Below are 25,953 nucleotides of genomic sequence, written 5' to 3'. Positions count from 1 at the left end.
GGCGCCAGGGTCAGGACGGCGGCGCATAGCGCCGACGCCAGTCATTCAGAATCTTGACGACATACCCTGGCGATTCCTCAGGAGATACGGCGATGGTTCCATCAAATCCCGGCATCAGGAACCGTGTCAGGCTGCGATCACGGGCGCCGGACCTCACGCCCGGCTTCAAAACATAGCCGGCCACGGTCGTCCCGCCCCGCTGCTTGACCAAGTCGAAGCCCTGAACGTCACCCCAAGGGATCAGTTGAGCCTTTCTCAGGCCACGGACGCTGAACCCCTCATGCGTCAGGATAAGCTCCGGAGGAGAGCATAACCTCAGAAAAGAAAAGCCGGCGTTACACCCGAACATCGCAATGCATCCGATCGAGATGATATCGCCCATCTCCTTCGAGTACCGCTGCGTTTCGTAGTCGCTTTCCAGCATGAAGACGCAAGCCAGAACACCCGCGAGCGATCCCAGCGTCCTGAGCCCCGACTTCCATGCCGCGCCCCGGAAGACCAGGCGCGGTTCAGGATCGGTCGGCATCGTCGCCAACCCAGCTTTTCAACAGCGCCAATTGAGCCGACGACCGCATCCCGACCTCACGACCGTGTTCGCGCACGCCGAGACCAGCCTCAAACAGACGGTTCTGGACCGTTAAACCCCTCGCACGCCCCTTCTCGTCCCGCATCCGCACGATCAGAGACCCCAGAGGCGGGCTCACGATGTCCCTGACCTCGATGATGCGGTCACGCTCAATGCGCCTCGCCTTGCCGAGCACAGGTCGAATGACCATGGAGTCTGCCTCAATCGACACCTGCCTCGGCCGCATCAGGCCGAGCACGCCATACCCCGCGATCAGCAGGGGCCCGACGAAGGCGCAAGCGAAAGACGCGGGCGCGAACGGGGCCAACGCAAAAAGCGCGCAGATCAGAACAGCGGCGATCAGGACAACCAGCCCGTACTCGAACGGACTGGTACGCCAGACAAAACCCTCGGCAGAGGCGACGCCGTCGATCACACCCGCAGCGGCATCAACACGTACTGCACGCCCACGTCGGCCGGATCGAGCACCAGCGTCGGCGACGCCGGGTCGGCGAACTTGAAGTGGGCGGTCTCGCCGGTGATCTGGCCGGCGACGTCCAGCAGATAGCGGGCGTTGAAGCCGATTTCGAAGGGCTCTTCGGAATAGCCGATCTCGACCTCTTCCTCGGCCTGACCGGCTTCCATGTTGCGGACGGTCAGCTTCACCCGGTCGTTGTCGAAGGCCAGCTTCACCGAGCGGCTCTTTTCGGCCGAGATGGTGGCCACGCGGTCGACGGCCTTGGCGAACAGGGCGTTGTCGATGTCGGCCTGCTTGTCGTTGCCCTTGGGGATCACGCGCAGATAGTCGGGGAAGGCGCCGTCGATGACCTTGGAGGTCAGGCTGGCGTGGCCGAACTCGAAGCGGATCTTCTGGGCCGAGACCTGGATCTCGACCGAACCGGCGCCGTCATCCAGCAGGCGACGGACCTGATCGACCGTCTTGCGCGGCACGATGACGCCGGGGCCGCCCGCCGCGCCTTCCGGCGCCGGGGTCTCAGCCAGGGCCAGGCGATGGCCGTCGGTGGCCACGGCGCGCAGCAGCGGAATGCCGCCGTCGGACACCGTGTGCAGATAGAGGCCGTTCAGATAATAGCGCGTCTCTTCGGTCGAGACGGCGAAACGGGTCTTGTCGATCAGTCGGGCCAGATCTTCCTTGGGCAGGCTGTAGCGCGCGCCCGAGGTTTCCGTGGACATGACCGGGAAGTCGCCCGCCGGCAGGACCGGCAGGTTGAAGCGCGAACGCCCGGCCGAGATGACCAGACGCGGATCGTCGCCCGAATAGGTCAGGGATACCTCGGCGCCGTCCGGCAGCTTCTTGACGATTTCATACAGGGTGTGGGCCGGGGCCGTGATCTGGCCCTCGACGTTCACCTGGGCCTCGGCCTCATCGACCATCTCCATGTCGAGGTCGGTGGCGGCGAAGGACAGGCGGTCGCGCCCGGCGCTCAGCAGCACGTTCGACAGGATCGGAATGGTGTTGCGGCGCTCGACCACGCTCTGAACGTGCCCGAGGGCTTTCAGGAGCGCGGAACGTTCGATGGTCAGCTGCATGTGGTCTCGCCCGGGCCGCGACGCCGTTTGCAGCGTCGCCGTAAGGATGGGCTGGAACACTAGCGCATTGAGCGAAAGGGGCAACGGGGGCCTGACATCCTGCGACGTCTGCCCCCGCTATCCACAGGCGCTCCGTGGACGAAAACCTTAGCCGCGCAGCTTGCGGGGCCCTTCCCTTTTATCCGCGCAGTTTGCGCGTCAGGGCTTCCACGTCGCGGGCGATCTGCTCTTCCTTGGGCATCAGCTCCTCGATCTTGCGCACGCCGTGCAGGACGGTCGTGTGATCGCGTCCGCCGAAGCGACGGCCGATGTCGGGATATGAGCGGGTCGTGTGCTGCTTGCACAGATACATGGCGATCTGGCGCGGGCGGGCGATGGCGCGGGTGCGGCGCTCGCTCAGCAGATCGGCCTGCTTCAGGTTGAAGTGGTCGGCGACCGTCTTCTGGATTTCGTCGACCGTGATGCGGCGCTCGGGCCCGCCGCGCAGGGCGACGCCCAGCAGGCTCTGGGCCTCGTCGACCGTCAGGGCCGACAGGCGGGCGCCGGCGACGGCGGCCAGGGTGTTCACCGCGCCTTCCAGCTCGCGCATCGAGCCGGGGGTGCGGTCCACCAGATGCTCCAGCACCTCGGCGCGGGCCTCGCCCGAGACGACGCCCAGCTTGGCCAGGGCGCTGAGACGCGACTGGGCCACGGCGACCTTCAGGCTGCGATCGGCGGCCTCGACCGGGCAGGTCAGGCCGGCGGCCAGGTGGCTGCGCAGACGCGGCTCGACGTCGGTCAGGGCGGTCGGGGCGCGGTCGGCGGACAGGACGATGCGTTTGCCGTCCTCGATCAGCGAGGTCAGGGTGTTGAGCAGTTCCTCTTGCGTCGAGGTCTTGCCGCCGACGAACTGGACGTCGTCCAGCAGCAGCATGTCGGCCGAGCGCAGGCTCTCCTTGAAGGCCGCGGTCGAACGGTCCTGCATGGCGCGCACGAAGGTCGACAAGAAGCGCTCGGCGGTCAGATAGACCACCTTGGCGTCGGGGCGCAGGCGCTGCGCCTCCCAGGCGATGGCGTTCAGCAGGTGGGTCTTGCCGTAGCCGTAGGGGCCGCAGAAGAAGACCGGGTTGAAATGGCCGTCGGCCCAGCTGGCCACCTGCCTGGCGATGGCCAGCGCAAAGGCGTTGCCCTGGCCCTCGACGAAGCTGTCGAACGTCAGGCGCTCTTGCAGACCGGCGGCGCGCACGGCGCGAGCGCCGTCGGTCGAGGGCGCGAAGGCGGAGGCGGCCATGGCCGAAGCCGCGACCGAAGGGGCGACCACGCCGCCGACCGAAGCCAGGCGCGGGGCCTCGCCGGCCGGGAAGGCGGTCGCGGGGGCGGGCGAACCCACCTCGGCGCGGCAGCGCACGTCCAGACGGCGCGACAGGCCGTCCAGGCCCAGCCACAGCTCGTTCATGCGACGCAGGGCGTTCTTGCGCACCCAGTCCCGCGCATAGGCGGTCGGCGTCACCAGGATCAGATTGCCCGAAGCGTCCAGCCTCACGGCCGAGGGCGCGATGTAGCTGCTGAAGGGCCCATCGCCGATCTCGGCCTTCAGGCGACCCGCCGCCTCGGTCCAGATACGGTCAGGATCCGTCATGCCCGTCATTAGTGCGCCCCCGATCATTCTCAGACACCCGCCAGAGTTAAGTTAGTCCACCGAACGAACGCCCTTCGAAGCGGCCAAAATCCGGGACGACTTCTCCTGTCCCGCGAAGCCAGGCTTCGCGAGTGGGGTCGTACTCACAGACAGACATCTCCCGCCGAGGGAAACCTTTGATTTCCCTCGCCTTCATCCAGATTGGATGGAAGTGCGTTACCCCTCGAACTTACGCACAGCGGAGCGGAGATCAACGCTGATTCGAGTCGAGATTCGCACTTAAATTGTTTGACTCCGGCAAACCTCGGCCACGCTTAGGAAAATGGCGATTTCGCCCCATTTCCGAACGTCGGATTCTGCCGGATTCCATCGGGCACTTAGCGCCGCACAGCAAGACGGCGAGGGAGCTTGCGCTTCCTCGCCGTTGAAATCGTTGGATTTTCTTGCGACAACCCTGTTACGGGTGGTCCGAACCCATCAAATGACGTCGTTTGACAAAGGCGTGAAACCCCGTCCCGACGCCACCTAAATCAGGCGGCCGACAGCTTCTTCAGCTGGGCGGCCAGGCGCGAAACCTTGCGCGAGCCGGTGTTCTTGTGAACCACGCCCTTCGACACGGCGCGCATCAGTTCCGACTGGGCCGTGATGAAGGCGCCCTTGGCGGCTTCGACGTCGCCGCCGGCCAGAGCTTCCTGGAACTTGCGGAGGTAGGTGCGAACGCGCGTACGGCGGGCCTTGTTCACTTCGGTCCGCGCTTCGATCTTGCGGATCGCCTTGCGGGCGCCTGCATTGTTGGCCATCGGGTAAAAACCTTCGAACGAAAACGCCGCGAACCCACGTCCACGGCGAGGAAATCTCAAGAGCGGGCGGCTATAGCGGAAAGGCTCCGGCCGGTCAACGCGACACGGCCGGAATTGAATCAGGGCCTGGGTTTGAGGCTGGGCTCAACGGCCGGTGAAGGCGGGTTTGCGCTTCTCGACGAAGGCCGCCATCCCCTCCTTCTGGTCCTCGAAGGCGAACAGGGAGTGGAACAGGCGGCGCTCGAACACCACCCCTTGCGCCAGGGTCGTCTCGAAGGCGGCGTTGACCAGCTCCTTGTTGGCCATGACGGCCAGAATCGACTGCCCGGCGATCTTGGCCGCGGCGGCCCGCGCCTCGTCCAGCAGGACATCGGACGCCACCACGCGCGAGACCAGTCCGGCGCGTTCAGCCTCGGCGGCGTCCATCATCCGCCCGGTCAGGCACATGTCCATCGCCTTGGCCTTGCCCACGGCGCGGGTCAGGCGCTGCGAGCCGCCGATGCCCGGCGCCACGCCCAGATTGATCTCGGGCTGGCCGAACTTGGCGGTGTCCGAGGCGATGATGAAGTCGCACAGCATGGCCAGTTCGCAGCCGCCGCCGAGCGCATAGCCCGACACCGCCGCGACGATCGGCTTCCTGAACCCGGCCACCCGGTCATGGGCGCGAGCGAAGAAGTTGCCGCGATACATGTCGGCATAGGCCTGATCCGCCATCTCCTTGATGTCGGCGCCGGCCGCGAAAGCCTTCACCGAGCCGGTCAGGACCACGCAGCGCACGCTGTCGTCGTCGGCCACGCTCTCGAGGAAGTCGCCCAGCTCGCCGGTCAGGGTGGTGTTCAGCGCGTTCAGCGCCTCGGGCCGGTTCAGGGTGACGACCGCATAGCCGTCCGCGTGGCGTTCGATCAGCAGGGTGGAATAGGCGTCGGCCATCAGGCGCTCCTCTATATCTTCGGCAGGAGGTCTAGCGCCTCAGCCCTCCCACTGGAACACCTCGCCGATCTCGACGCCGAAGACCTGGGCGATGCGGAAGGCGGCCTCCAGACTGGGCGAGTACTTGCCCTGCTCCATGGCCACGATGGTCTGACGCGTCATGCCGATGCGCGCGGCGAGGTCCGCCTGAGTCATCTCGCTGGCATGAAAGCGCAGCTCGCGGATGCGGTTCTTTATAGGCGGCGGCGTCTTGCCCATCACCGCCCCCGCTTCAGCAGGGCCAGGGACAGGGCCCAGCGCGCCAGTTCCGACAGCATGATGCAGCCCAGCACCGCATTGGCGACCAGCACCAGGCCATTGCCGGGGATCATCCACCGCGCCAGCCCCTCAGGCTTCACGCTCCCCCAGAAGCCGACGCCGTAGGCGACGGCCGAGACCGTCACCAGCAAACCGATCAGCAGCATCAGCGAAACATGGCTGGCCTGCAGCGTCGCCAGCCCCTCGCGTTCGTCGCGCGCCCGGCGCTCGGCCCTGGACGTGGTCAGCAAGGCCAGGGCCGTCAGCCCCGCCTCCAGCACCACCACGGCGACCAGGCCCAGGATGAACAGCCCGCCCATATCGGCGGCGAAATCGGCCTGCTTCAGCCCCCCAGCCAGCACCCGTTCAAAAAACTTCCAGCCATAGGCGCCCCAGACCGCCAGACCGGCGATGATGGCGACCCACAGATGCTTTTCGCGAAAGCTCATGTCGCGCTCCTTATCCGTCGCGGCCTCAGCCGACCCGACGCAGCAGGGTGATCAGGGTCGCGTGGCGCACCACCTCCGACAGGGCCAGGGCGAAGATCACGCCATTGGCCGCCAGCAGCATGGCCGCCGCCAGGGGCTCCGCGCCCAGCAGATCGGGGTGCTTCCGCGCATAGACATAGGCGAAGGCCGCCAGACCGCCGAGCACGGCGCTCATCGTCAGAAAGGCCGCCTGACTGGCCTTCAGGGCCACGCCCTGCTCGCGCTCATCGACCACCGACCGCTCCGCCTTCGACGTGCTGACCGCCGCCAGAATGGAAAAGCCCACATGGGCCGCGACGCTGAAGCCGATGCAGACCCCCATGGTCCACAGCACCAGATCCTGAGTCAGCAGGCCGTCGGCCGCCCTCAGCCCCAGCCGCACGAAATAGAAGCTCCACACCGCCGACGTGGTCAGCAGCACGCCCCACGACAGTTTTTCCCTGAACGACATTGCCGCCTCCTCCTTGATCCCAAGCGATGAGGCGATGTCGCATGACGTAGACACGATGTCTATTATTTTTTACATCACGTCGAATTTTTCCGACACATCACCGCTTCTGGCAGACCGGACAGAAGAAGGTCGAGCGCCCGGCCTGAACCACGCGCGCCACCACGCCGGAACAGCCTTCCGTCCGGCACGGCGCGCCCTCGCGGCCATAGACGTCGAAGCGATGCTGGAAATAGCCCTGCCCGCCCTCGACATTGGCGAAGTCCTTCAGCGTCGAGCCGCCGGCCGCGATGGCGTCGGCCAGGACATTGCGCACCTCGGTCGCCAGCCGCTCCAGCCGAGGCCGGCTGACCTTGCCCGCCGCCGTCAGCGGCGAGATGCGGGCGCGATAAAGCGCCTCGCACACATAGATATTGCCCAGCCCCGCCACGATCCGCTGGTCCAGCAAAGAGACCTTGATGTTCTGCGCCTTGCCCGCGAAGGCCTCGGCCAGATGCGCCGCGGAAAAGCCGTTGCCCATCGGCTCCGGCCCCAGGTCCACGAACCAGGCATGACCCTCGACCGCCTCGGTCGGGATCAGGCCCATGAAGCCGAAGCGCCGCGCGTCGGCGTAGCCCAGCCGCGTCACCACCCCGGCCCGCTCGGCCGTCAGGCTCATGTGCTCGTGCTTGCCGGCGATCGGCGCCTCGGTCTCGAACCGGCCCGGCGCCGCGCCCTCCAGGGTGAACCGCCCGGTCATGCCCAGATGCGTCACCCAGGTCTCGCCGGTCGACAGCGGGAACAGCAGATACTTGGCCCGCCGATCCAGCCGCAGCACCGTCGCCCCGTCCAGCCGCTCCACGAACCGCTCGGGAAAGGGAAAGCGCAGATCCGGCCGGTTCTGACGCGTCATGGTCAACCGCGCCCCCTCCAGCACCGGCTCCAGACCACGCCGCACGGTTTCGACTTCGGGTAATTCAGGCATGGAGAAAGAGGTAATCCGTCGTGCGCTACAGGAGAAGAGGCACCCCCTTCTCCCTCCCACTTGGGGGAGGGTGGCTGGCGCGCAGCGCCAGACGGGTGGGGGCGCTTCAGCAAATCAAGCGCTGCGTCCATGTCGCCACGCCCTCCCCACCGGGTCGCTTCGCGACCACCCTCCCCAAGTGGGAGGGAGGAGGCTGCGTCCAATCTCCCCGCGACCCGTTGTCACGGCCGCGCTTTCAGGATTACCTCCGCGCACAACGGAAAGAACCGCGCATGACAGACAAACCCGCCGGAACCGGCAAACGCATCGAACTGACCATCCGCGCCCTGATCCTGGGCTGCTTGCTGGCGGCGGTCTTCACGGCGGCCAACACCTATCTGGGCCTGAAGGTCGGCCTGACCTTCGCCTCGGCCATTCCGGCGGCGGTCATTTCGATGGCCCTGCTGCGCGCCTTCAAGGGTTCGACCATCTGGGAGAACATGACGGTTCAGACCGTCGCCTCGGTCGGCGGCGCCATGAGCTCCATCATCTTCGTTCTGCCCGGCCTGGTCATGATCGGCTGGTGGATGAACTTCCCCTTCTGGGAGTCGGTGGCCATCTGCGTGCTCGGCGGGGTTCTGGGCGTGACCTTCTCCATTCCGTTGCGCCGGACGCTCGTGGTTCAGGGCGGCCTGCCCTACCCCGAGGGCGTCGCCGCCGCCGAGGTGCTGAAGGTCGGTTCGCCCGGCGCCGATGAATCCGCCGAGGCCGTGCGCGAGAACCGTTCGGGCCTGTTCGTGGTGATCGGCAGCGCCATCGCCTCGGCCTTCTTCGCCTTCCTGGCCGCCGCGCGGGTCTTCGCCGCTGAAACCACCGCCTTCCTACGCCTGCCGGCCGCTCTGGGCGGCGGCGCCACGGGCGTCGGCTTCTCCATGCAGTTCGCCCTTTTGGGCGCCGGGCACCTGATCGGTCTGGCGGTCGGCCTGACCCAGCTGTTCGGCCTGGTCCTGGCCTGGCTGATCTTCGTCCCCATCCTGACCTCGCCCGAGTTCGTGGCCTGGGCCGCCGCCCACGGCGTGCCCTCGATCGCCGCCGGCCTGCCCGCCGGGGCCCCGGCCGAGGAACTGGCCATGACCGTCTGGGCCAAGGAAGTCCGCTTCATCGGCGCCGGCGTCATCGGCGTGGCCGCCCTGTGGACCCTGGCCAAGCTGGCCGCCCCCCTGGTCGCCGGCCTGACCTCGGCCATCGCCGCCCAGACCAAGCGCGCCCACGGCGAGGTTCTGGACCGCACCGAGCAGGACATCCCGATCAAGATCGTCGGCCTGTTGTCGGTCGCCGCCCTGGTCGGCATCGCCGTCCTGCTGGCCGTCTTCGCCCAGGGCACCGCCCTGGCCGGCTCGACCCCGCTGCTGGTCGTCGGCGGCCTGATCTATGTCGTGGTCATCGGCTTCGCCGTGGCCGCCATCTGCGGCTACATGGCCGGCCTGATCGGCTCCTCCAACAGCCCCGTCTCGGGCGTCGGCATCCTGGCCATCATCATCGCCTCCCTGCTGATGCTGGGGGTCATGGCCGTGGCCGGCGTCCCCGCCGATCCCTCGATCATCGCCTTCGCCCTGATCGTCACCGCCGTGGTCTTCGCCGTGGCCGTCATCTCCAACGACAACCTGCAGGACCTCAAGACCGGCCAACTGGTCGAGGCCACGCCCTGGCGTCAGCAAACGGCCCTGCTGGTCGGCGTCGTCGCCGGCGCCCTGGTCATCCCCTTCGTCCTGGACATGATGAACCAGGCCTTCGGCTTCGAAGGCGGCCCGCCCGCCATCGTCGAGGGCTCGCAGACCCTGGCCGCCCCGCAGGCCACCCTGATCTCGGCCCTGGCCAAGGGCGTCATCAGCGGCGAGCTTCGCTGGGACCTGATCGGCATCGGCGCCGTCGTCGGCATTCTGGTCATCATCCTCGACGTCGTCCTGCGCCGCGCCACGAAAGACAAGATCAAGCTGCCGCCGCTGGCCGCCGGCATCGGCGTCTATCTGCCGGCCGCCGTCACCACCATGCTGGTCGTCGGCGCCGTCTGCGGCTGGGCCTATGAGAAGTGGATCGCCACGACCCGCTTCGCCGACGTGGGCCGTCGCATGGGCGTGCTGCTCGCCTCGGGCCTGATCGTGGGCGAAAGCCTGTTCGGCGTCTTCACCGCCGCCGTCATCGTCAGCACCCGGAACGAAGCGCCGTTCGCCCTTCTGCCCAAGGATACGATGTGGCCCGCCATGTGGGCCGGTCTGGTCGCCTTCGCGGTGCTGACCTTCGCCCTCTACACCTGGATCCGCAGCCGCTCGGCCAAGGTCTGAACTGACTAAAGCGCGGAGGCGAAAGCTTCCGCCGCCCGGCTGGGCCGCCGTTCGCGGTGGCGCAGCAGATGAAACGGCCGCTCGGGCAGATCGAGCGGCAGACGAACCAGCCGCCCCGCCTCGATCAGGGGCTGGGCGGCCAGTTCCGAAATCGCCGTGACCAGGCCCCCCGCCGCCACCGCCGACAGGATGGCCTCGTTGGACGGCAGGGTCAGAACGGCCCGCAAGCTCCCCGCGACGCCGCGCGGCAAGGCCGCCTCGAACTCGCTGCGTGTCCCCGATCCCTCCTCGCGCAAAGCCCAGTCCAACGCCTTCAGCTCCGCCGCCGACAGGGCCTCGGCCCGCCCCGCCAGCGGATGCCCCGGCGCCGCCACCACGACCAGCCGGTCGGCGTCCATCCGCACCTTCTCGACCCGAGACGCCTCGAAGGCCCCCTCGATCAGGCCCAGTTCCGCCTCGCCCGCCAGCACCGCCTCGACCACCCGGTGCGTGTTGCCGATCGACAGGTGCAGCTGAATCTCGGGGTGGGCCCGCGCAAACGCCGCCATCCTCGGCGGCAGCCAGTAGGCGGCGATGGTCTGACTGGCGAACAGGCGCACCGCGCCGCGCTTCAGGCCCGCCAGATCATCCAGCGCCTGCTCCGCCGCCTCGGCCTGGGCCAGCACGGCCCGCGCCTCGGGCAGAAAAGCCGCTCCCGCCGCGTTCAGCGCCAGTCCCCGACCGACCCGGTCGAACAGCTGGGTCCCGTGCCGCGCTTCCAGCGCCGCCACCGCCGCGCTGACCGCCGACTGGGTCAGATGCAGGGCCTCGGCCGCGCGCGTCATGTGCAGGCGCTCAGCCACGGCGACGAAGATGCGGAGTTGTTCCAGCGTCATGAGCAATCAATCGCTTTTATTGATCATTAAGTCCATAACAATACGTTGGAACGATCAGATGACGGAGCAGATGATGCGGCGTCATGACGACCGCCCACCATTCCGCCCACGCCCCCTCTCATCAGGCCGCTCCCCTGCGCGGCCTGGCCCGCCTGCTGCCCGGCGTCCTGCTGAGCGCGGGCGTCGGCGCGGTCGCCTATGGCCTGCAACTGATCGAGACCTCGCTGTTCGGCCATCCCTGGGTCGAGGGGCTGGTCATCGCCATCCTGATGGGCGCGGCGATCCGGCTGTTCTGGACCCCGTCGAACGTCTGGGCGCCCGGCGTGCAATTCAGCGCCAAGACCCTTCTGGAGGTCGCCGTCGCTCTGCTGGGCGCAACCGTCTCCGGCGCCGCCGTCATGGCGCTCGGCCCCGTCATGCTGCTGGCTATCATGGGCGTGGTCGCCCTTGCCATCCTCGGCGGCTATGCGCTCGGCCGCGCCTTCGGCCTGCCGCCCGCCATGGCCCTGCTGGTCGCCTGCGGCAACGCCATCTGCGGCAACTCGGCCATCGCCGCCGTGGCCCCGGTCATAGAGGCGGAAGGGCAGGACGTAGCCGCCGCCATCGGCTTCACCGCCGTCCTCGGCATTCTGGTGGTCCTGCTGGTCCCCGTCGTCGGGGCGCTGATGGGCTTTGACGCGACCAGGGTCGGCGTTCTGGCCGGTCTGACCGTCTATGCCGTGCCGCAGGTCCTGGCCGCCGCCGTTCCTGCCGGGATGCTGGCCGTCCAGACCGGCGCCGTGGTCAAGCTGGTCCGCGTCCTCATGCTCGGCCCCGTCTGCCTGGTGCTGGGCCTGATGCAGTCCGGCAAGGCAGAAGGCGCCAGGCGGCCCAGGCTGCACCACATGGCCCCCTGGTTCATCCTCGTCTTCCTGGTCCTGATGGGTCTGCGTTCGGCGGGCCTGATCCCGGAAGTCGTCCTGCCGCCGCTTCAGGCCGGAGTGACGTCCATGACCCTGATCGCCATGGCGGCGCTGGGCCTGATGGTCGACCCGCGCGCCGTGGTCCGGGCCGGGCCGCGCGTGGCCGCCGTGGCCGCCCTGTCGGCCCTGCTGATCGGCGGCCTTGCACTGGTCACGATCGTGCTCATTTTGCCCGGCTGACGCACAATCGAACCGCCCCGCTGGTCTTTCAGACGATAGGGCTGTAAGAGGCGCCGCTTCCTTCCCGCTTTCCGCATCTTGCAGCGGCCCGGACTTCCGTGGCCGAACACAGTCCGCCCGAGCCCGAAATGAACCTTCGTAACGTCGCTATCATCGCCCACGTTGACCACGGCAAGACCACCATGGTTGACCAGCTGCTGGCTCAGTCCGGCGTCTTCCGAGCCAACGAGGCGACCACCGAGCGCGCCATGGACTCCGGCGACCAGGAAAAAGAACGCGGCATCACCATCCTGGCCAAGTGCACCTCGGTCCTGTGGAACGGCAAGGCCGGTGAAACCCGCATCAACATCATCGACACCCCCGGCCACGCCGACTTCGGCGGCGAGGTCGAGCGTATCCTGGGCATGGTGGACGGCTGCGTCATCCTGGTCGACGCCGAAGAGGGCGTCATGCCCCAGACCAAGTTCGTCCTGACCAAGGCGCTGAAGATGGGCCTGCGCCCGATCCTCTGCATCAACAAGGTCGACCGCGCCCACGCCGACCCGGACCGCGTCCACAACGAAACCTTCGACCTGTTCGCCGCCATCGGCGCGACGGACGAGCAACTGGACTTCCCGCACATCTACGCCTCGGGCCGTTCGGGCTGGGCGACGCTGGACCTGAACCAGCCCAACGACAACCTGGCCCCGCTGTTCGACCTGATCGTCGACCACGTGCCGGCGCCCAAGGTTCAGGAAAACCGCGACAAGCCGTTCCAGATGCTGAACGTCCTGATCGAAAGCGACCCATTCCTGGGCCGTCTGCTGACCGGCCGCATCCAGAGCGGCAAGGCCGTCCCCGGCATGGCCATCCACGCCCTAGACCGCGACGGCAAGGAAATCGAGCGCGGCCGCATCACCAAGGTTCTGGCCTTCCGCGGCCTCAAGCGTCAGCCCCTGGACGAGGGTTCGGAAGCGGGCGATATCGTCGCCATCGCCGGCATGTCCAAGGCCACCGTGGCCGACACCCTGTGCGCCATGGAAGTCGTGGACGCCCTGCCGGCCCAGCCGATCGACCCGCCGACCATTTCGATGACCGTCTCGGTCAACGACAGCCCCCTGGCCGGCCGCGAAGGCGACAAGGTCCAGTCGCGCGTCATCCGCGACCGCCTGCTGAAGGAAGCCGAAGCCAACGTCGCCATCCGCGTCACCACGACCGAAGGCGGCGACGCCTATGAGGTCGCCGGCCGCGGCGAACTGCAGTTGGGCGTTCTGATCGAGAACATGCGCCGCGAAGGCTTCGAGGTCTCGATCTCGCGTCCCCGCGTGGTCTTCCAGACCGGCCCGAACGGCGAGAAGATGGAACCGATCGAAGACGTCATGGTCGACGTCGACGACGAGTTCTCGGGCATCGTCATCGAGAAGCTGTCGGCGCGTAAGGCTGAAATGACCGACATGGGCCCCTCGGGCGCCGGCAAGACCCGCATCCAGCTGAAGTGCCCGTCGCGCTCGCTGATCGGCTATCAGGGCGAATTCCTGACCGACACGCGCGGTTCGGGCGTGCTGAACCGCGTCTTCTCGCACTACGAGCCGCACAAGGGCGCCATCGAGGGTCGCCTGAAGGGCGTGCTGATCTCGAACTCGGACGGTGAAACCGCCGCCTTCGCCCTGTGGAACCTGGAAGACCGCGGCGTCATGTTCGTCGGCGCCGGCGAGAAAACCTATCAGGGCATGATCATCGGCGAGAACAGCCGCTGGGACGACCTGGACGTCAACCCGATCAAGGGCAAGCAGCTGACCAACGTCCGCGCCGCCGGCAAGGACGAGTCGGTTCGCCTGACCCCGCCGCGCCAGATGTCGCTGGAGCAGGCCATCGCCTACATCGAGGAAGACGAACTGGTCGAGGTCACGCCCAAGTCGATCCGCCTGCGCAAGCAGGTGCTGAACCCCTCGTTCCGCAAGAAGCGCGTCAAGCCTGAGTAAGACAAAGGGGCGGACCATACGGTCCGCCCCTTTTTTGTTTGTGGCGCCTATCGCTCCTCCGGCTGCTCGAGGCCTTTGAGCTACTTCTTCAAGCCCAGCAGCCCCAGCCAGCCGCCGCTGGTCAGCAAGGCCACGTCCAGCAGGGCCAGGGCCAGAGGCGTGGAGGTCGAGGCGGCGATGAACTTGGGCCGCCACGCCGGGCCGAACTTGCCCTTGTAGGCGCGCAGGCCCTGGAAGCCGTAGACCGCCCCGCCCTCCTCGAACACCAGGGCGCCGACCCGGGCGAAGACGGGGGCCAGACGCCGGTCCTCCAGCCCCGACAAGGGCGCCATGCCCAGGTCCAGGCGCTCAAACCCCTCGGCGCGCGCCCACTGCGCGGTGCGGGTGAAGAGATAGTCCATGATCCCGTGCGGCCCCTCCGGATCATGCCGCATCAGGTCGATCATCGCCTCTTCGCCGCGCGCCCCGACCAGCAGGTTGGCGAAGGCGACGATGCGTCCCCCCTCGCGCGCGACGGCGACCGGCGAGCGATCCAGATAGTCGATATCGAACCGCCCCAGGGAGAAGGCCTTTTCCGACCCGTTGTGGTGATTCAGCCAGGCGTCTGACACCGCTCGCAGTTCGGCCTCCAGCGGCCGGACGGCGCCGGGCGCCAGGACCTCGAACGTCGCCCCCTCACGCTCGGCCCGGTTCACGGCGGTGCGCAGGTTCTGCTTGCCCTTGCCCTCGGTCGAGAAATGCGCGGCGTCGATCACCGCCGCCTCGCCCACCTTCCGGACCGCCAGCCCCAGGGTCGCCAGGTCCGCCAGCATGCCCTCGCCCACCGAATAGAAGACCGGCGCCCCGCCGTAGCTGTCGGCCATCTCGGCGAAGGCCCACAGAAGCTCCAGCCGTTCGGCCTTCAGGCCCGCCGCCTCGCCCATGGCGATCCAGCGCCGTCCTCGCACGCGGTAGGCGATGAAGCTGCGCCCCGACGGGCTGAACAACAGCGCCTTGTCGCCCAGAAGGGCCAGGCTGGCTTCGGGCGCCGCTGTATCGGCCTGATCCAGCGCGAGTCGAGCGCGCGCGATCTCGGCGGGCCCCGCCGGGCCATGGCTCCTGGCGCCCGGGGCCGTCAGCAGCGAGCGCACCGCCACCGCCAGGGTCAGCACCGCCAGAACGGCCCCTGCGCGCAGGAATCCCGAGGCCTGCTTGTCGGTCAGGAAGGTCCACCACAACTCGTCGGTATAGGCCGTGTCGCGATAGGCGAAGAAGCCCAACCACAGCATGGCGGCGACGGCGGCGGCCAGCATCAGCAGCCAGCCCGGCCGAAGCGGCTCGCCCAGACGCGAGCGTCGGTTGAAAGCGGCCCGGCACGGCAGCAGCAGGGCGGCCGCCAAAGTCAGTTCCGCCGCCTCTTCCCAGTCCAGCCCCTTCATCAAGGAGAAGACCGCCCCCAGCATCAGTCCGAACAAGGCGGCGTAGTAGGCCCCTCGGCGGCGACGCCACAGGCCCGCCGACACCAGCAACAGCAAGAAGCCGGTCACGCTGGCCGCGAAATGCGACAGGTCGATCAGGATGGGAGCCGAAATCCGGTCCAGCGCCTGCAGTCGCCCGCTAAAGGCCGGCGTGGCCGCCGACAGCAGCATGACCGCGCCCAGACCGAACGAGGCCACGGCGAAGACCTGCGGCGTCAGTTCATAGGCCAGCCCCCCCAGCCGCTGAAGGATCCGCCCGAGTCCGCCTGGCCGTTTCGTCGTCGTCATTCATCCTCGCGGGGCGTTGCGCCCCTCATAAAGCAGGAATCGGCCGTTTGCGGCGCTGAAAAGGTCATTTCTAGGCATCTGAAACAATCCGAAACGCAGCGAGTTCACCTTTTCGCGAGCGCCAGACTCGCCCAACCGGAGTGACCTCATGATCCGCAAAACCGCCCTGCTGACCGGCATCGCCGGCGCCTTCCTCATCGCCGCCCCTGTGCTCGCCCAGGACGCCACGACGCCGCAGACGCCCGAACCGGCTACCGCTGAGGCGGCCGCGGCTCAACCCCAAAGCCTGACCCTGACGCCCGGAACTGTGGTCAAAAGCGCCGACGGATCGGAGCTCGGCAAGCTGGTCGGCGCCCAGAACGGCCCCTCGGGCCAGGAACTGACCGTGCGAGGCGCTGACGGCTCTGTCCGCCCCGTGCCGGTGGCCGGCATCCGTCAGGATGGCGACGCCATCGTCGTCAACGCCAGCCTGTCGGACTTCCAGGCCGCTAGCCCGATCGCCGGCGAAGCCCCGGCCGCGGCCACGCCCCCGGTCGATACGCCCGACACGCCCCCGACCGAACCCGTCGAGCCGCCCGCGGCTGACGAACCGACCGCCTGATCACCGGGCGAAATGCAAAGGGGCGGCCCGACGGGCCGCCCCTCTTCATGTCGGCCTGACCAGCCGTCAGGCTCGCTTTTTCACCAGACCGAGCAGGAACAGCAACACCACCGCGCCCAGGGTGGCGACGATGATGCCGACGATCCAGTTGCCCGAGGCGTCGATCCCCAACAGGTTGTTGGCCAGGAAGCCGCCGATCAACGCGCCGATGACCCCGACGATCAGGTTGGTCAGCAGGCCGTGGCTGCGCTTCATGATCTTTTCCGCCAGCCATCCGGCCACGATGCCGATGATGATCCAGGCGATGAATCCAAATCCGCTCATTCAGTCCCTCCCATGACAAGGCGTGACGCCTTGACCGTTAATGCGTCTCGCCCGCTCAGGTTGCCTCTCCTGTCGAAAGCTTCGCCGTTCGCGTCCCAGGCGAACTCGGCACGCGCCTTGCGACGACGGGCCTGAGCCGTGCCGATCCGGTACAGCACAGACCGTCAGAAGGAGGGGCCGTCATGGCCGCCGATATCGATCTTCATCTGGGCCGCCGCCTGCGTCGCCGCCGTCGCCTTCTGGGCATGACCCAGCAGCAGTTGGCCGTTCAGGTCGGCGTCCGTTTCCAGCAGGTCCAGAAGTACGAGTGCGGCGCCAACCGCATCTCGGCCGCCCGCCTGTGGGAACTGGCCGAAGCTCTGTCGACCCCGGTCAGCTACTTCTACGACGGCCTCGGCGAGGCGAGCGAACGCCCTCCCGCTACGACCGGCGTCGAACCCTTTACGCGCGACGAAGCCGCCTGACGTCATCCTGACAAGCCCCCTCGCCCCTGGGCAGCGGGCGGTGTATCAGCCCGGCATGACCGCACTGGAAGCCTTCGCCGTCGAACTGTCGCATGAGGCCGCGCGCACGGCCCTGCCCTATTTCCGCGGCCACAACGCCGAGGAGAACAAGGCCGGCCCCGGCGCCTTCGACCCCGTCACCGAGGCCGACCGCGCCGCCGAGGCGGCCATCCGTCGCCTGATCGCCGCCCGCTATCCCGAGCATGGCGTCATCGGCGAGGAATACGGCGAAGACCGTCCGGACGCCGAGCACGTCTGGGTGCTGGACCCCATCGACGGCACCCGCGCCTTCATCGCCGGCCTGCCCTTGTGGACCACCCTGATCGCCCTGCGCCACGAAGGCGCGCCGGTGATCGGCGCCATCGGTCAGCCCTATCTCGACGAGATCTTTCTGGGCGGGCCGTCCGGCGCGCGCCTGTTGCGGAACGGCGGCGAGACCCCGTTGAAAACTCGCGCCTGTCCGGCCCTGTCCGACGCCCTGATCGCCACCACGGACCCCGACATCTTCGTCGGCGACGACCGCGAAGCCTGGGCGCGCTTGCGCGCCTCGGCCCGGCTGGCCCGTCTGGGCTGCGACGCCTACGCCTACGCCATGCTTGCGGCGGGGCGCATCGACCTGGTGGCCGAAACCGAGCTGAAGGTCTGGGACTGGTCGGCGCTGAAGCCGGTCATCGAGGCGGCGGGCGGCCAGGTCACCAGCTGGACCGGCCAGGCCCCGGACGGCGACGGCCGCATCCTTGCGGCAGGCGACGCCGCCCTGACCGCTCAGGCCCTGGCCGTTCTGAACGCCCAGGCGGCGCCCTAGGTAGATCCTGTGGCCGGGGCCGGCGTCGCCGCCTCGCCTTCGACCGGGGCGACATAGCCGGCCAAGGCGTCGAACTCATCGAGGAAGACGCCGCGCAGCGGGTCCGCCTCCATGATCACCTCATGCAGGGCGCCCGGCACCTCGACATAGCGCCCCCGCCCCAGACGGCGCGCCGCCCAGCGATTGGTCTGCTTCCAGACCTTGTCGTCCTCGGATGCCTGAACCACGCAGACCGGAATTTTGACCGACTTGAGCGCCCGCGGCTTCAACGCCCGTTCGCCGGCGTCCAGGGCGAAGGCCAGCCACCCCCAGGTGGGGCCGCCGATGGCCAGATGCGGGCAGGCGTAGAGCTGCTGACGCCACAGGTCGTAGCGCGCCTGGTCCGAAGTCAGGCCGTCCTTCTCGAAGGTGTGATCGAAAGGATCGTCTGGGTCGTCCAGCACATATTCGCCTGCCTTGCCGTGGCGCAGGTTCCACCGCACCGCCAGCTTGACCGACCACATCGACCGCTTGCCGGTCTTGATGCGCAGCATGGGGCTGGAAAGGACCGCCCCGGCGAAGCGGTCCTCACCGTCCTCCAGAGACAGCAGGTTCAGCGCCCCGCCCATGGAATGGCCCACCATGATCCAGGGCTTGGGCGCGCGCGCCTCATAGGCGTCCAGAAGGCGGGCGTAATCGTCCAGGAACTCCTCCACCGCCCGGGCGTGGCCGCGCAGCCGGTCGGGCAGAAGCCGCGCCGACAGACCCTGGCCGCGCCAGTCGTGGGCCAGGACGCAGAAGCCGCGCGCCAGGAAGTTGCCGATGACCTCGAAGTATTTCTCGATCGGCTCCGTGCGGCCGGGACTGAGGACCACCGTGCCGCGCGGCGTCCTGGCCTGCATGGCCGACGGCGTCCAAAGAGCGGCGCGCAGACGAAGCCCGCCCGCGCCGCGATACCAGTCGCCCTCTCCGCCGGGGGGCGAGGCGGCGCCGGGAACCCCCATCAGGGGCGCGTGGGCGGCGAAGGCGTTGGCGCGGGTCACTCGGGCTTCCTGAACTTCAAGGTCATGCGATCGCTTTCGCCGATCGCGTCATACTTGGTGCGGTCGAACTCGGGATTGGCCGGCTGGCCCATGGGCGCGGTCAGGCGAATGGGCGCCAGGGTGTCGGCCCCGAACGGGTGATCCTTGGTGTCCTTGGGATTGGCGTTGATCTCGGACGCCTCGACGAAGACGAAGCCGGCCTCGGCGGCCAGTTGCTTGACAAAGGCCTCCTGCACATAGCCGTTGGCCGCCGCCGGATCCTGATCCTCATCGGGTTGAAGCCTGTGTTGCTCGACACCGAGGACCCCGCCCGGACGCAGAGCAGCGAAGGCGTCGGCGAAGGCCTTCTCGGCGATGCCCGCCGCCATCCAGGCGTGGATGTAGCGCATGAAGAGAACCAGATCGGCAGTCCCGGCGGGCGCCACCGGCCCAGTGCCCGCGCCGAAGGCGCTGAACTGGACTTCGCCGTAAAGCTTCTTGTCCGCCTCCAGCCGCGCCTTGAGCGCGGCGTTCAGCGCCACTTGGGCGGGGTCGGCCGCCGGTCCTTCGGCGAAGCCGGCGAGATAGAGCGCGCCGCCGCCCTTGTTCAGATAGGGGGCCAGGATTTCGATATACCAGCCGCTGCCTGGCCAAAAATCGATGACCGTCATCTTCGGTTGCAGACCGAAGAAGCGCAGGGTCTCGATCGGATGCCGCGAGGCGTCGCGCGCCTTATCCGCAGCGGACCGCCAGGGGCCGGCGACCGCCCATTCCAGCGAGCCTTCCGGCGGCCCCGCCGGAGCGGCGGGCGCCTCAGGCGTCGCCTTGTCTTCCTTCTTGCCGCAGGCGGCCAGGCCCGCGAAGGCGGCCATGCAGGCGCCCGCCAGAACCGCGCGTCGCGTCGAACGCTCAGCCATGCGCGCCTCCCTGGGTCAGGATCATCATGACTTCGGGCTTAAGACGCTTCTCCGCCGGGGTCAAAACCGCAGACGGCATCAGTTCGCGGCCTCGGGCTTGCGGAAACGCAGGGTCATGCGATCGCTCTCTCCGATGGCGTCAAAGCCGGCGCGTTCCTCGGCGGTCAGGGTGCGGCCGTTGCGCTCAGAGGTTCGCGTCGGCGGCAGGGTCCAGACGCCGAATGGGTGATCGCGGTCGTCCCTGGCGTTGGCGTTCAGTTCGCTGCGGGCTTCCAGCTCGAAGCCGGCGCTGCGGGCCGCATGAATGACGTAGCTCTCGGGCACATAGCCCGTCGGGGCGACGTCGGCGACGTTCAGACCGTCGACGCTGCGGTGCTGCTCCACCGCAAGGACGCCGCCCGGCTTCAAGGCCTTGAAGAAGGCCGCCAGGTATGGTTCGGCGCGACCGTCGCGCGACCAGTTGTGGAAGGCGCGCGCCACCACCACCATGTCCGCGGAACCATCCGCCACGCCCATGCTCTCCGTCGGCTTGCTGACCGGCACGTAGCGCCCGCCGGTGGCCGCCGCATAGGGCTCCAGGATGTTGCGCCACCAACCGGCGCGGCCGGGCTCGATCTCGACCACGGTCAGGCCGGGTTGAAGGCCCCAGAAGGTCAGGGTTTCGAACGGATGGCGCTGGCTGTCGCGGGCGCGGTCGGCCTCGGGACGGGTCGTCGAGGCGACGGCGGCCTGAAGGGCGGCGTCCTCGCCCATGGTCGGCATTTCCATCGACAGGCCCTGACGATGCGGCAGAGGCGCAGACTGGGGCGGAGCGGTTTGCGCCAGGGCCGGCGCGGCGAGGGCGGACGCCAGAAGGGCGGCGAGGACGAGGGGTCGCATGGGGGGCTCCGGTCAGTCCTGGAAGAAACAATCTGTAACCCTTACGGCGCTTCGCGGTCTCGGCAAGGCGCGGATTGGGCCAAGCGACGATTTCGCACGCCCCTTGCGCGATGGAAAACGCCGCCTACCTCTTCATTCGAGAGCGCCGATCCCGGGCTCTCCAGACCTTGCGGGGCCGAATGCGGACCGTTGGGCCTGAATCCCCTCCGCCGTCCGGGGCAAAATCGCCGGGCGGTTCAACCTTGCTGAATGTCAGAAGGATGACCCATGCGTACCTATGATTTCTCGCCGCTGTACCGTTCCGCCGTCGGCTTCGACCGTCTGGCCCGCCAGCTGGAAAGCGCCGCGCGCTCCAGCCAGGAAAACGGCTGGCCCCCCTATAATATCGAGACGACCGGCGAGAACGCCTATCGCATCGAGATCGCCGTCGCCGGCTTCTCGCCCGATGAACTGAACATCGAGGCGAAGGAAAACCAGCTGACCGTCACCGGCAAGAAGGCCGCCAACGACGATACGGCGCCCCAGAAGACCTATCTGCATCGCGGCCTGGCCGAGCGCGACTTCGAGCGCCGCTTCCAACTGGCCGACTATGTGGTGGTCAAGGGCGCCGATCTGTCGAACGGCCTGCTGACCATCGACCTGCAGCGCGAGCTGCCCGAGGCCCTGAAGCCGCGCCGCATCGAGATCGCGACGGGCAAGGCCCTGATCGAGGGCAAGACCGACAAGGCGAAGAAGGCCGCCTAAGCGCGGCGATCGCCTGAAGAACCGGGAAGGGGCGGCGTTCGCGTCGCCCTTTTTCGTGAGCGTCTCAGTGCGCGTCTTAGGCGGCGAAGGCCTTGGTGTCCGCCGGATCCAGGCCGCGTGCGCCACCGATCTGGGCGTCGGTGAAATCAGCCTGCTTGGTCTGGGCGCCGTGCATGACCGCCCGGCTGAGGTCCGCGCCCTTGAGCACCGCGCGACGAAGATCAGCCCCCGACAGATCCGCTCCGCGCAGGATGGCGCCCGACAGATCCGCCGGCAGCAACCGGTCGGCTCCCAACATCAACGGCCCCAACTGTGCTTCGCGCAGGTCCGATCCGTTCAGCTTGGCCCGTCCCAACCGCGCCCCGCGCAGGTCGGCCCGACGCAGATTGGCCGAGCGCAGGTCCGCGCCCTCCAGTTGCGCGCCCTGAAGCTGCACCCCCTCCATGTCCAGGCCGTAGAAGACCGCGCCCTTGGCCGACAGGGCCGTCAGGTTCAAGCCTCGGATGGATTCCAGCGGACGCAGGTCGACCCCGTCGAAGACCGAGGGCTGGCCTTCGGCCCCGCCCGTCTCGCACCACTGGGCGTGGTCGCGCAGCATCTCGGCGGCGGGCATACGGCTGACCGACTCGCCCGCCGGGCGGTTGTCGGTCAGAGCCCCTTCCATATTGGCCCCGTCGGTGCGCCACATGGCGGCCTTCACGCCCACCAGGATGGCGTCGGTCAGGTCAGCGCCCGACAGGTCCGCGCCCGACAGATCGGCCCCGGCCAGATCGGCGCCGGTGAAATTGGCCTGTTTCAGGTTGGCGCGGACCAGCTTGCAGTCCTTCATGACGGCGTCGGTGAAGTCGGCGGCGATGGCCACCATGCCCGTCATGCGCGAGCGCTGCAGGTTGGCCCCGACCAGGCTGGCGCCCTGGGCCTGGGTGTCGCCGCGCTTCTGGGCCTCGATGACGCGAAAGCCCAGCTTGCCGTCGGCGGCCGCGATGGTGCCTTCGCGCAGGTCGGCCTCGAACAGGTCGGCCCCCGACAGGTCGGCGCCGCGCAGGCAGGCGCCGCGCAGGTCGGCCCGGCGCAGGCTGGCGTCGGTCAGGTTGATGTCCTGCATGTCCGCGCCGAAGAAGTTGGCGTTATCCAGCTTTGCCCCGGACAGATCGCAGCCATGCAGGCGAGCGGCGGCGAAGTCGGCGTCGGCCAGATTGCGTCCGCGCAGCGTCAGCCCCGACAGGTCCATCCAGGCGAAGACCGCGCGCGCGCCGCCGGGCTTGGCCTGCCACAGGCGGTCATGCTTGGCGCAGATCAGGTCGACCTCGGCCTGGGTCGGTTTCTTGCGGACAGGATCGGCGACATCGCTCATGGCGCCAACATGGCTTACGGCCATTAAGGAAGCTTTGCGGAAACAGCCGTTTCCGCCTTCCTAGTCGGTCAGCAGACCCTGTTCGCGCAGGGCCTCGGCCAGCTCGCCCTCATGGGTCCACAGCCGGGTGTAGCCCGCCTCTCCTAGCCGGTTCAGCTCGGTCGTCAGATCGGCGCGCGGCGCGGCGACGAAGCGGCCGTCGAAGCCCTTGCCGTCCTCGCTGACACGGACCATGGGCCGCCCGGTCTCCAGCCGATGCAGGAAACCTTCGCTCAGGACGGCGGCGTCCTCAGCCAGAAGGCCCGTCTCCACCGTCAGGCCCGACTGACGCAGGCGTTCGGTGCCTCGCCCCGAGGCGAAGGGCGAAGGATCAAGCGCGGCGATGACCACCCGCTCGACCCCGGCCTCGGCCAGGAAGTGGGCGCAGGACTTGCGGCCGGACGAGCGCGCGCCGCAGGGCTCCAGCGTGACATAGGCGGTCGCGCCCTTCACGGCCTCGCCGGCGGTGGGCACGGCCTGTTCCTCGGCGTGGGGGCGTCCGCCCGGCGCCGTGGCGGCCTCGGCCAGCACGACCCCGTCCTTGACCAGAACGCAGCCGACCGCCGGGTTGGGCCAGGTCTCGCCCATCCGCGCCAGCGCCAGATCAATGGCGCGGCGCATGTGGACGGCGTCGTCCTTTGAGGACGTGCTCACGCGCCCACGCTCGCAATGGGCGGCAGGGCTTGCGCCCGGCCCTGGTCCAGATAGCGGGCGGCGACCGGCTTCAGGTCGGCGTTCAGGTCGATCTCCAGCGGATTGCCGGTGGGGATTTCCACGCCGACGATCTGGTCGTCCGGCACGGCGAACAGCAGCTTGACGATGGCCCGCAGCGAGTTGCCGTGGGCGGCGATCAACACGTCCTCGCCCGCCTTCAGGCGCGGGGCGATCTCGGCGTCCCAATAGGGCTGGACCCGGTCCAGGGTGGTCTTCAGGCTCTCGGTGTCGGGGATTTCCTTGCCCGCGTAGCGAGGGTCGGCGTCGAAATCGAACTCGCCGCCCGGCGCCAGAGGCGGCGGCGGCACGTCATAGCTGCGGCGCCAGATCTTGACCTGGTCCTCGCCGTGCTTGGCCGCCGTCTCGGCCTTGTCCAGACCGGTCAGCCCGCCATAGTGGCGCTCGTTCAGGCGCCAGTCCTCGACGACCGGCACGTCCTTCAGTCCCGCCGAATCCAGCGCCAGAGCGCCGGTGCGCTTGGCGCGCGTCAGGACCGAGGTGAACATGACGGCGGGCTTGAAGCCGGCCTCGGCGATCAACTCGCCGCCGCGCCGCGCCTGGGCTTCGCCTTCGGCGGTCAGATCGACGTCCACCCAGCCGGTGAAGCGGTTTTCCAGGTTCCACTGGCTCTGGCCGTGGCGGAGCAGGATCAGGCGGGGCATGGGCGTCTCCAAAACTTCCCCTTCGCGTAGGCCGTGGATGCGGGGGCGGTCAAGGTTTCACGATGCGGGACAGGATGCAGCCGGAACCGCCGACGCGCGTTGTTGGCCTCTCGGGGGACGACCGCTATACCGCGACGCTAGGGTTGCGGGCGGATCATGCCCCGCCCATTCGCCGACCCTCAGGAAGACCCATGTTCAAACCGCGCCAGGACATCCGCCCCAATACGGCGGCGTACGAAACCCTTCCGCTGGTCAAGCCGACGGGCTTCCGCGAGTACGACGCGCGCTGGATTCTCGAAAAGGAGATCAACCTTCTGGGCATTCAGGCCCTGGGTCTCGGCCTGGCCACCTATGTCCACGAGATCGGCGTGCGTCCGCGCATCGCCGTCGGCCACGACTTCCGCTCCTATTCCCTGTCGGTGAAGCAGGCCTTGATCCTCGGCCTGCTGGAAGGCGGCATGGAGGTGGTCGACATCGGCCTGGCCCTGTCGCCCATGGCCTATTACGCCCAGTTCGCCCTGGACTGCCCCTGCGTGGCCATGGTCACGGCCAGCCACAACGAGAACGGCTGGACCGGCGTCAAGATGGGCGCCCAGGCGCCGCTCACCTTCGGCCCCGACGAGATGACCCGGCTCAAGGAAATCGTCCTGAACGGCGAGGGCGTCGCCCGCCCCGGCGGCCGCGTCGAGCGCGTCGAGGGCTTCCGCGAGCAGTATATCAAGGACGTGGCCTCCAAGGTGAAGTTGACCCGCCCGCTCAAGGTCGTGGCCGCCTGCGGCAACGGCACGGCCGGCGCCTTTGCGCCCGAGGCGTTGCGCCTGATGGGCTGTGAAGTGATCGAGATGGACACCCACCTCGACTGGACCTTCCCCAAGTATAATCCGAACCCGGAAGACCACGTCATGCTGGTCGCCATGGCCGAGAAGGTGAAGGAGACGGGCGCCGACCTGGCCCTGGGCTTCGACGGCGACGGCGACCGCTGCGGCGTGGTGGACGACACCGGCGAGGAGATCTTCGCCGACAAGATCGGCCTGATGTTGGCCCGCGACCTGTCGGCCATCCATCCGAACGCGACCTTCGTCGTCGATGTGAAGTCGACCGGCCTTTACAAGACCGACGAAGTGCTCAAGGCCAATGGCGCCGAGACCGTGTATTGGAAGACCGGCCACTCCTACATCAAGCGCAAGACCGCCGAACTGGGCGCCCTGGCCGGGTTCGAAAAGTCGGGCCACTTCTTCCTGTCGGGCGACCTGGGCCACGGCTATGATGACGGCCTGGTCGCCGCCGGCGCCGTCCTGGCCATGCTGGACCGCAACCCCGGCAAGTCGCTGTCGGAACTGAAGTCGGCCTTGCCCGACGCCTGGACCAGCCTGACCATGTCGCCCCACTGCGACGACGAGCTGAAGTACGACGTCCTGGCGAAGATCGTGAAGGAATACGAGGATCTGGCGGCGTCGGGCGGCTCGATCCTGGGCCGCAAGATCGTCGAGGCCATCACCGTCAACGGCGTGCGCGTTCACCTCGAGGACGGCTCCTGGGTCCTGGTCCGCGCCTCCAGCAACAAGCCGGAACTGGTGGTGGTGGTCGAGAGCATGCGCTCAGCCGACGACATGCGCGACCTGTTCAGGAAAGAGGTCAAACCGCGTCTGGCCGCCCACCCGGAGATCGGCGCCTTCAATCAGGAAATCTGAATCCCTTTGACGCG

26 protein-coding genes and 1 pseudogene are annotated in these 25,953 nt (G+C 68.1%); 8 read left to right on the top strand and 19 right to left on the bottom strand.

The features are described from left to right. Window positions 1-10: 10 nt before the first annotated feature. The 10 genes from B3K53_RS13935 to mutM form a co-directional block, all read right to left on the bottom strand. The gene (locus B3K53_RS13935; protein WP_292085088.1) at window positions 11-526 is read right to left on the bottom strand and encodes a hypothetical protein; all 516 of its coding nucleotides are present in this window, start codon (window positions 524-526) and stop codon (window positions 11-13) included. Next, window positions 510-1,001, bottom strand: a complete 492-nt coding sequence (locus B3K53_RS13930; protein ID WP_292085087.1) for a hypothetical protein — start codon at window positions 999-1,001, stop codon at window positions 510-512. Before B3K53_RS13930 ends, B3K53_RS13935 begins: the two co-directional genes overlap by 17 nt. Then, complete coding sequence (gene dnaN, locus B3K53_RS13925) at window positions 998-2,116, bottom strand: DNA polymerase III subunit beta (RefSeq protein WP_292085086.1); 1,119 nt, start codon at window positions 2,114-2,116, stop codon at window positions 998-1,000. The genes B3K53_RS13930 and dnaN overlap by 4 nt, the downstream gene beginning before the upstream one ends. A 178-nt stretch (window positions 2,117-2,294) precedes the next feature. Beyond that, window positions 2,295-3,761, bottom strand: coding sequence for a chromosomal replication initiator protein DnaA (dnaA, locus tag B3K53_RS13920; protein WP_409515790.1), 1,467 nt, complete (start codon window positions 3,759-3,761; stop codon window positions 2,295-2,297). A 503-nt stretch (window positions 3,762-4,264) separates the two neighbouring features. Beyond that, window positions 4,265-4,534 (bottom strand): 30S ribosomal protein S20, encoded by a 270-nt coding sequence (rpsT, locus tag B3K53_RS13915; RefSeq protein ID WP_292085084.1) that lies wholly within the window; start codon window positions 4,532-4,534, stop codon window positions 4,265-4,267. 144 nt (window positions 4,535-4,678) lie between these two features. Continuing rightward, window positions 4,679-5,464: an enoyl-CoA hydratase gene (locus B3K53_RS13910; RefSeq protein WP_292085083.1), complete on the bottom strand. Its 786-nt coding sequence runs from the start codon at window positions 5,462-5,464 to the stop codon at window positions 4,679-4,681. Window positions 5,465-5,503: 39 nt separating this feature from the next. Continuing rightward, window positions 5,504-5,722, bottom strand: a complete 219-nt coding sequence (locus B3K53_RS13905) for a helix-turn-helix transcriptional regulator (RefSeq protein ID WP_292085082.1) — start codon at window positions 5,720-5,722, stop codon at window positions 5,504-5,506. After that, window positions 5,722-6,210: a hypothetical protein gene (locus B3K53_RS13900; RefSeq protein WP_292085081.1), complete on the bottom strand. Its 489-nt coding sequence runs from the start codon at window positions 6,208-6,210 to the stop codon at window positions 5,722-5,724. The genes B3K53_RS13905 and B3K53_RS13900 overlap by 1 nt, the downstream gene beginning before the upstream one ends. Before the next feature lie 25 nt (window positions 6,211-6,235). After that, complete coding sequence (locus B3K53_RS13895; RefSeq protein WP_292085080.1) at window positions 6,236-6,700, bottom strand: hypothetical protein; 465 nt, start codon at window positions 6,698-6,700, stop codon at window positions 6,236-6,238. A 97-nt stretch (window positions 6,701-6,797) separates the two neighbouring features. After that, window positions 6,798-7,661, bottom strand: coding sequence for a bifunctional DNA-formamidopyrimidine glycosylase/DNA-(apurinic or apyrimidinic site) lyase (mutM, locus tag B3K53_RS13890; protein WP_292085079.1), 864 nt, complete (start codon window positions 7,659-7,661; stop codon window positions 6,798-6,800). A 272-nt stretch (window positions 7,662-7,933) separates the two neighbouring features. Between mutM and B3K53_RS13885 the strand changes: the two genes are divergently transcribed. Further along, window positions 7,934-9,982, top strand: coding sequence for an OPT family oligopeptide transporter (locus tag B3K53_RS13885; protein ID WP_292085078.1), 2,049 nt, complete (start codon window positions 7,934-7,936; stop codon window positions 9,980-9,982). Between the two features lie 5 nt (window positions 9,983-9,987). On the opposite strand, the gene B3K53_RS13880 is transcribed toward B3K53_RS13885, so the two are convergent. Further along, entirely contained in the window at window positions 9,988-10,857 is an 870-nt protein-coding gene (locus tag B3K53_RS13880) for a LysR substrate-binding domain-containing protein (protein WP_292085076.1), read from the bottom strand. An 83-nt stretch (window positions 10,858-10,940) separates the two neighbouring features. On the opposite strand from B3K53_RS13880, the gene B3K53_RS13875 reads away from it, so the two are divergent. Together B3K53_RS13875 and typA are read left to right on the top strand one after the other, a co-directional pair. Further along, a complete protein-coding gene (locus B3K53_RS13875) occupies window positions 10,941-11,999 on the top strand; it encodes a YeiH family protein (RefSeq protein WP_292085074.1) in 1,059 nt (352 codons plus the stop codon). A 128-nt stretch (window positions 12,000-12,127) separates the two neighbouring features. Next, window positions 12,128-13,960: a translational GTPase TypA gene (gene typA, locus B3K53_RS13870; protein ID WP_292085072.1), complete on the top strand. Its 1,833-nt coding sequence runs from the start codon at window positions 12,128-12,130 to the stop codon at window positions 13,958-13,960. Window positions 13,961-14,040: 80 nt separating this feature from the next. On the opposite strand, the gene B3K53_RS13865 is transcribed toward typA, so the two are convergent. After that, complete coding sequence (locus B3K53_RS13865; RefSeq protein ID WP_292085071.1) at window positions 14,041-15,705, bottom strand: phosphatidylglycerol lysyltransferase domain-containing protein; 1,665 nt, start codon at window positions 15,703-15,705, stop codon at window positions 14,041-14,043. Window positions 15,706-15,853: 148 nt separating this feature from the next. Between B3K53_RS13865 and B3K53_RS13860 the strand changes: the two genes are divergently transcribed. Next, the gene (locus B3K53_RS13860; RefSeq protein ID WP_292085070.1) at window positions 15,854-16,306 is read left to right on the top strand and encodes a superoxide dismutase; all 453 of its coding nucleotides are present in this window, start codon (window positions 15,854-15,856) and stop codon (window positions 16,304-16,306) included. A gap of 66 nt (window positions 16,307-16,372) precedes the next feature. Here B3K53_RS13860 and B3K53_RS13855 read toward each other — a convergent pair whose 3' ends face one another. Then, a complete protein-coding gene (locus tag B3K53_RS13855) occupies window positions 16,373-16,630 on the bottom strand; it encodes a GlsB/YeaQ/YmgE family stress response membrane protein (protein WP_292085068.1) in 258 nt (85 codons plus the stop codon). A 182-nt stretch (window positions 16,631-16,812) separates the two neighbouring features. On the opposite strand from B3K53_RS13855, the pseudogene B3K53_RS13850 reads away from it, so the two are divergent. Beyond that, window positions 16,813-17,085 (top strand): annotated as a pseudogene (locus B3K53_RS13850) (helix-turn-helix domain-containing protein); the annotation flags it as partial. A 64-nt stretch (window positions 17,086-17,149) separates the two neighbouring features. After that, entirely contained in the window at window positions 17,150-17,938 is a 789-nt protein-coding gene (gene hisN / locus B3K53_RS13845; protein ID WP_292085067.1) for a histidinol-phosphatase, read from the top strand. Here the strand turns inward: hisN and B3K53_RS13840 are convergent. The 3 genes from B3K53_RS13840 to B3K53_RS13830 all read right to left on the bottom strand — a co-directional run bounded on the left by B3K53_RS13840 (window position 17,935) and on the right by B3K53_RS13830 (window position 20,735). Then, on the bottom strand, window positions 17,935-18,960 hold the full coding sequence (locus B3K53_RS13840; protein ID WP_292085066.1) for an alpha/beta fold hydrolase: 1,026 nt from the start codon (window positions 18,958-18,960) through the stop codon (window positions 17,935-17,937). The two genes, hisN and B3K53_RS13840, sit on opposite strands and share 4 nt — an antisense overlap. After that, a complete protein-coding gene (locus B3K53_RS13835) occupies window positions 18,957-19,856 on the bottom strand; it encodes a class I SAM-dependent methyltransferase (protein WP_292085065.1) in 900 nt (299 codons plus the stop codon). The genes B3K53_RS13840 and B3K53_RS13835 overlap by 4 nt, the downstream gene beginning before the upstream one ends. 78 nt (window positions 19,857-19,934) lie before the next feature. Further along, on the bottom strand, window positions 19,935-20,735 hold the full coding sequence (locus B3K53_RS13830) for a class I SAM-dependent methyltransferase (RefSeq protein WP_292085064.1): 801 nt from the start codon (window positions 20,733-20,735) through the stop codon (window positions 19,935-19,937). Window positions 20,736-21,002: 267 nt separating this feature from the next. On the opposite strand from B3K53_RS13830, the gene B3K53_RS13825 reads away from it, so the two are divergent. Then, window positions 21,003-21,479 (top strand): Hsp20 family protein, encoded by a 477-nt coding sequence (locus B3K53_RS13825; protein WP_292085062.1) that lies wholly within the window; start codon window positions 21,003-21,005, stop codon window positions 21,477-21,479. 76 nt (window positions 21,480-21,555) lie between these two features. Here B3K53_RS13825 and B3K53_RS13820 read toward each other — a convergent pair whose 3' ends face one another. The 3 genes from B3K53_RS13820 to gpmA are packed head-to-tail and all read right to left on the bottom strand — an operon-like array spanning window position 21,556 to window position 24,248. Beyond that, a complete protein-coding gene (locus B3K53_RS13820; RefSeq protein WP_292085059.1) occupies window positions 21,556-22,833 on the bottom strand; it encodes a pentapeptide repeat-containing protein in 1,278 nt (425 codons plus the stop codon). A 60-nt stretch (window positions 22,834-22,893) separates the two neighbouring features. Next, window positions 22,894-23,526: a bifunctional diaminohydroxyphosphoribosylaminopyrimidine deaminase/5-amino-6-(5-phosphoribosylamino)uracil reductase RibD gene (locus B3K53_RS13815; protein WP_292085058.1), complete on the bottom strand. Its 633-nt coding sequence runs from the start codon at window positions 23,524-23,526 to the stop codon at window positions 22,894-22,896. Then, complete coding sequence (gpmA, locus tag B3K53_RS13810; RefSeq protein ID WP_292085056.1) at window positions 23,523-24,248, bottom strand: 2,3-diphosphoglycerate-dependent phosphoglycerate mutase; 726 nt, start codon at window positions 24,246-24,248, stop codon at window positions 23,523-23,525. Before gpmA ends, B3K53_RS13815 begins: the two co-directional genes overlap by 4 nt. Window positions 24,249-24,439: 191 nt before the next feature. On the opposite strand from gpmA, the gene B3K53_RS13805 reads away from it, so the two are divergent. Further along, entirely contained in the window at window positions 24,440-25,939 is a 1,500-nt protein-coding gene (locus tag B3K53_RS13805; RefSeq protein ID WP_292085054.1) for a phosphomannomutase/phosphoglucomutase, read from the top strand. The last annotated feature ends 14 nt before the right edge of the window (window positions 25,940-25,953 follow it).

Source organism: Brevundimonas sp. UBA7506 (genome assembly GCF_002479495.1).
In the GTDB taxonomy this organism is placed as follows: domain Bacteria; phylum Pseudomonadota; class Alphaproteobacteria; order Caulobacterales; family Caulobacteraceae; genus Brevundimonas.
Note: the sequence above shows the minus strand (reverse complement) of the source record. Positions and strands in the feature narration are given on the sequence as shown.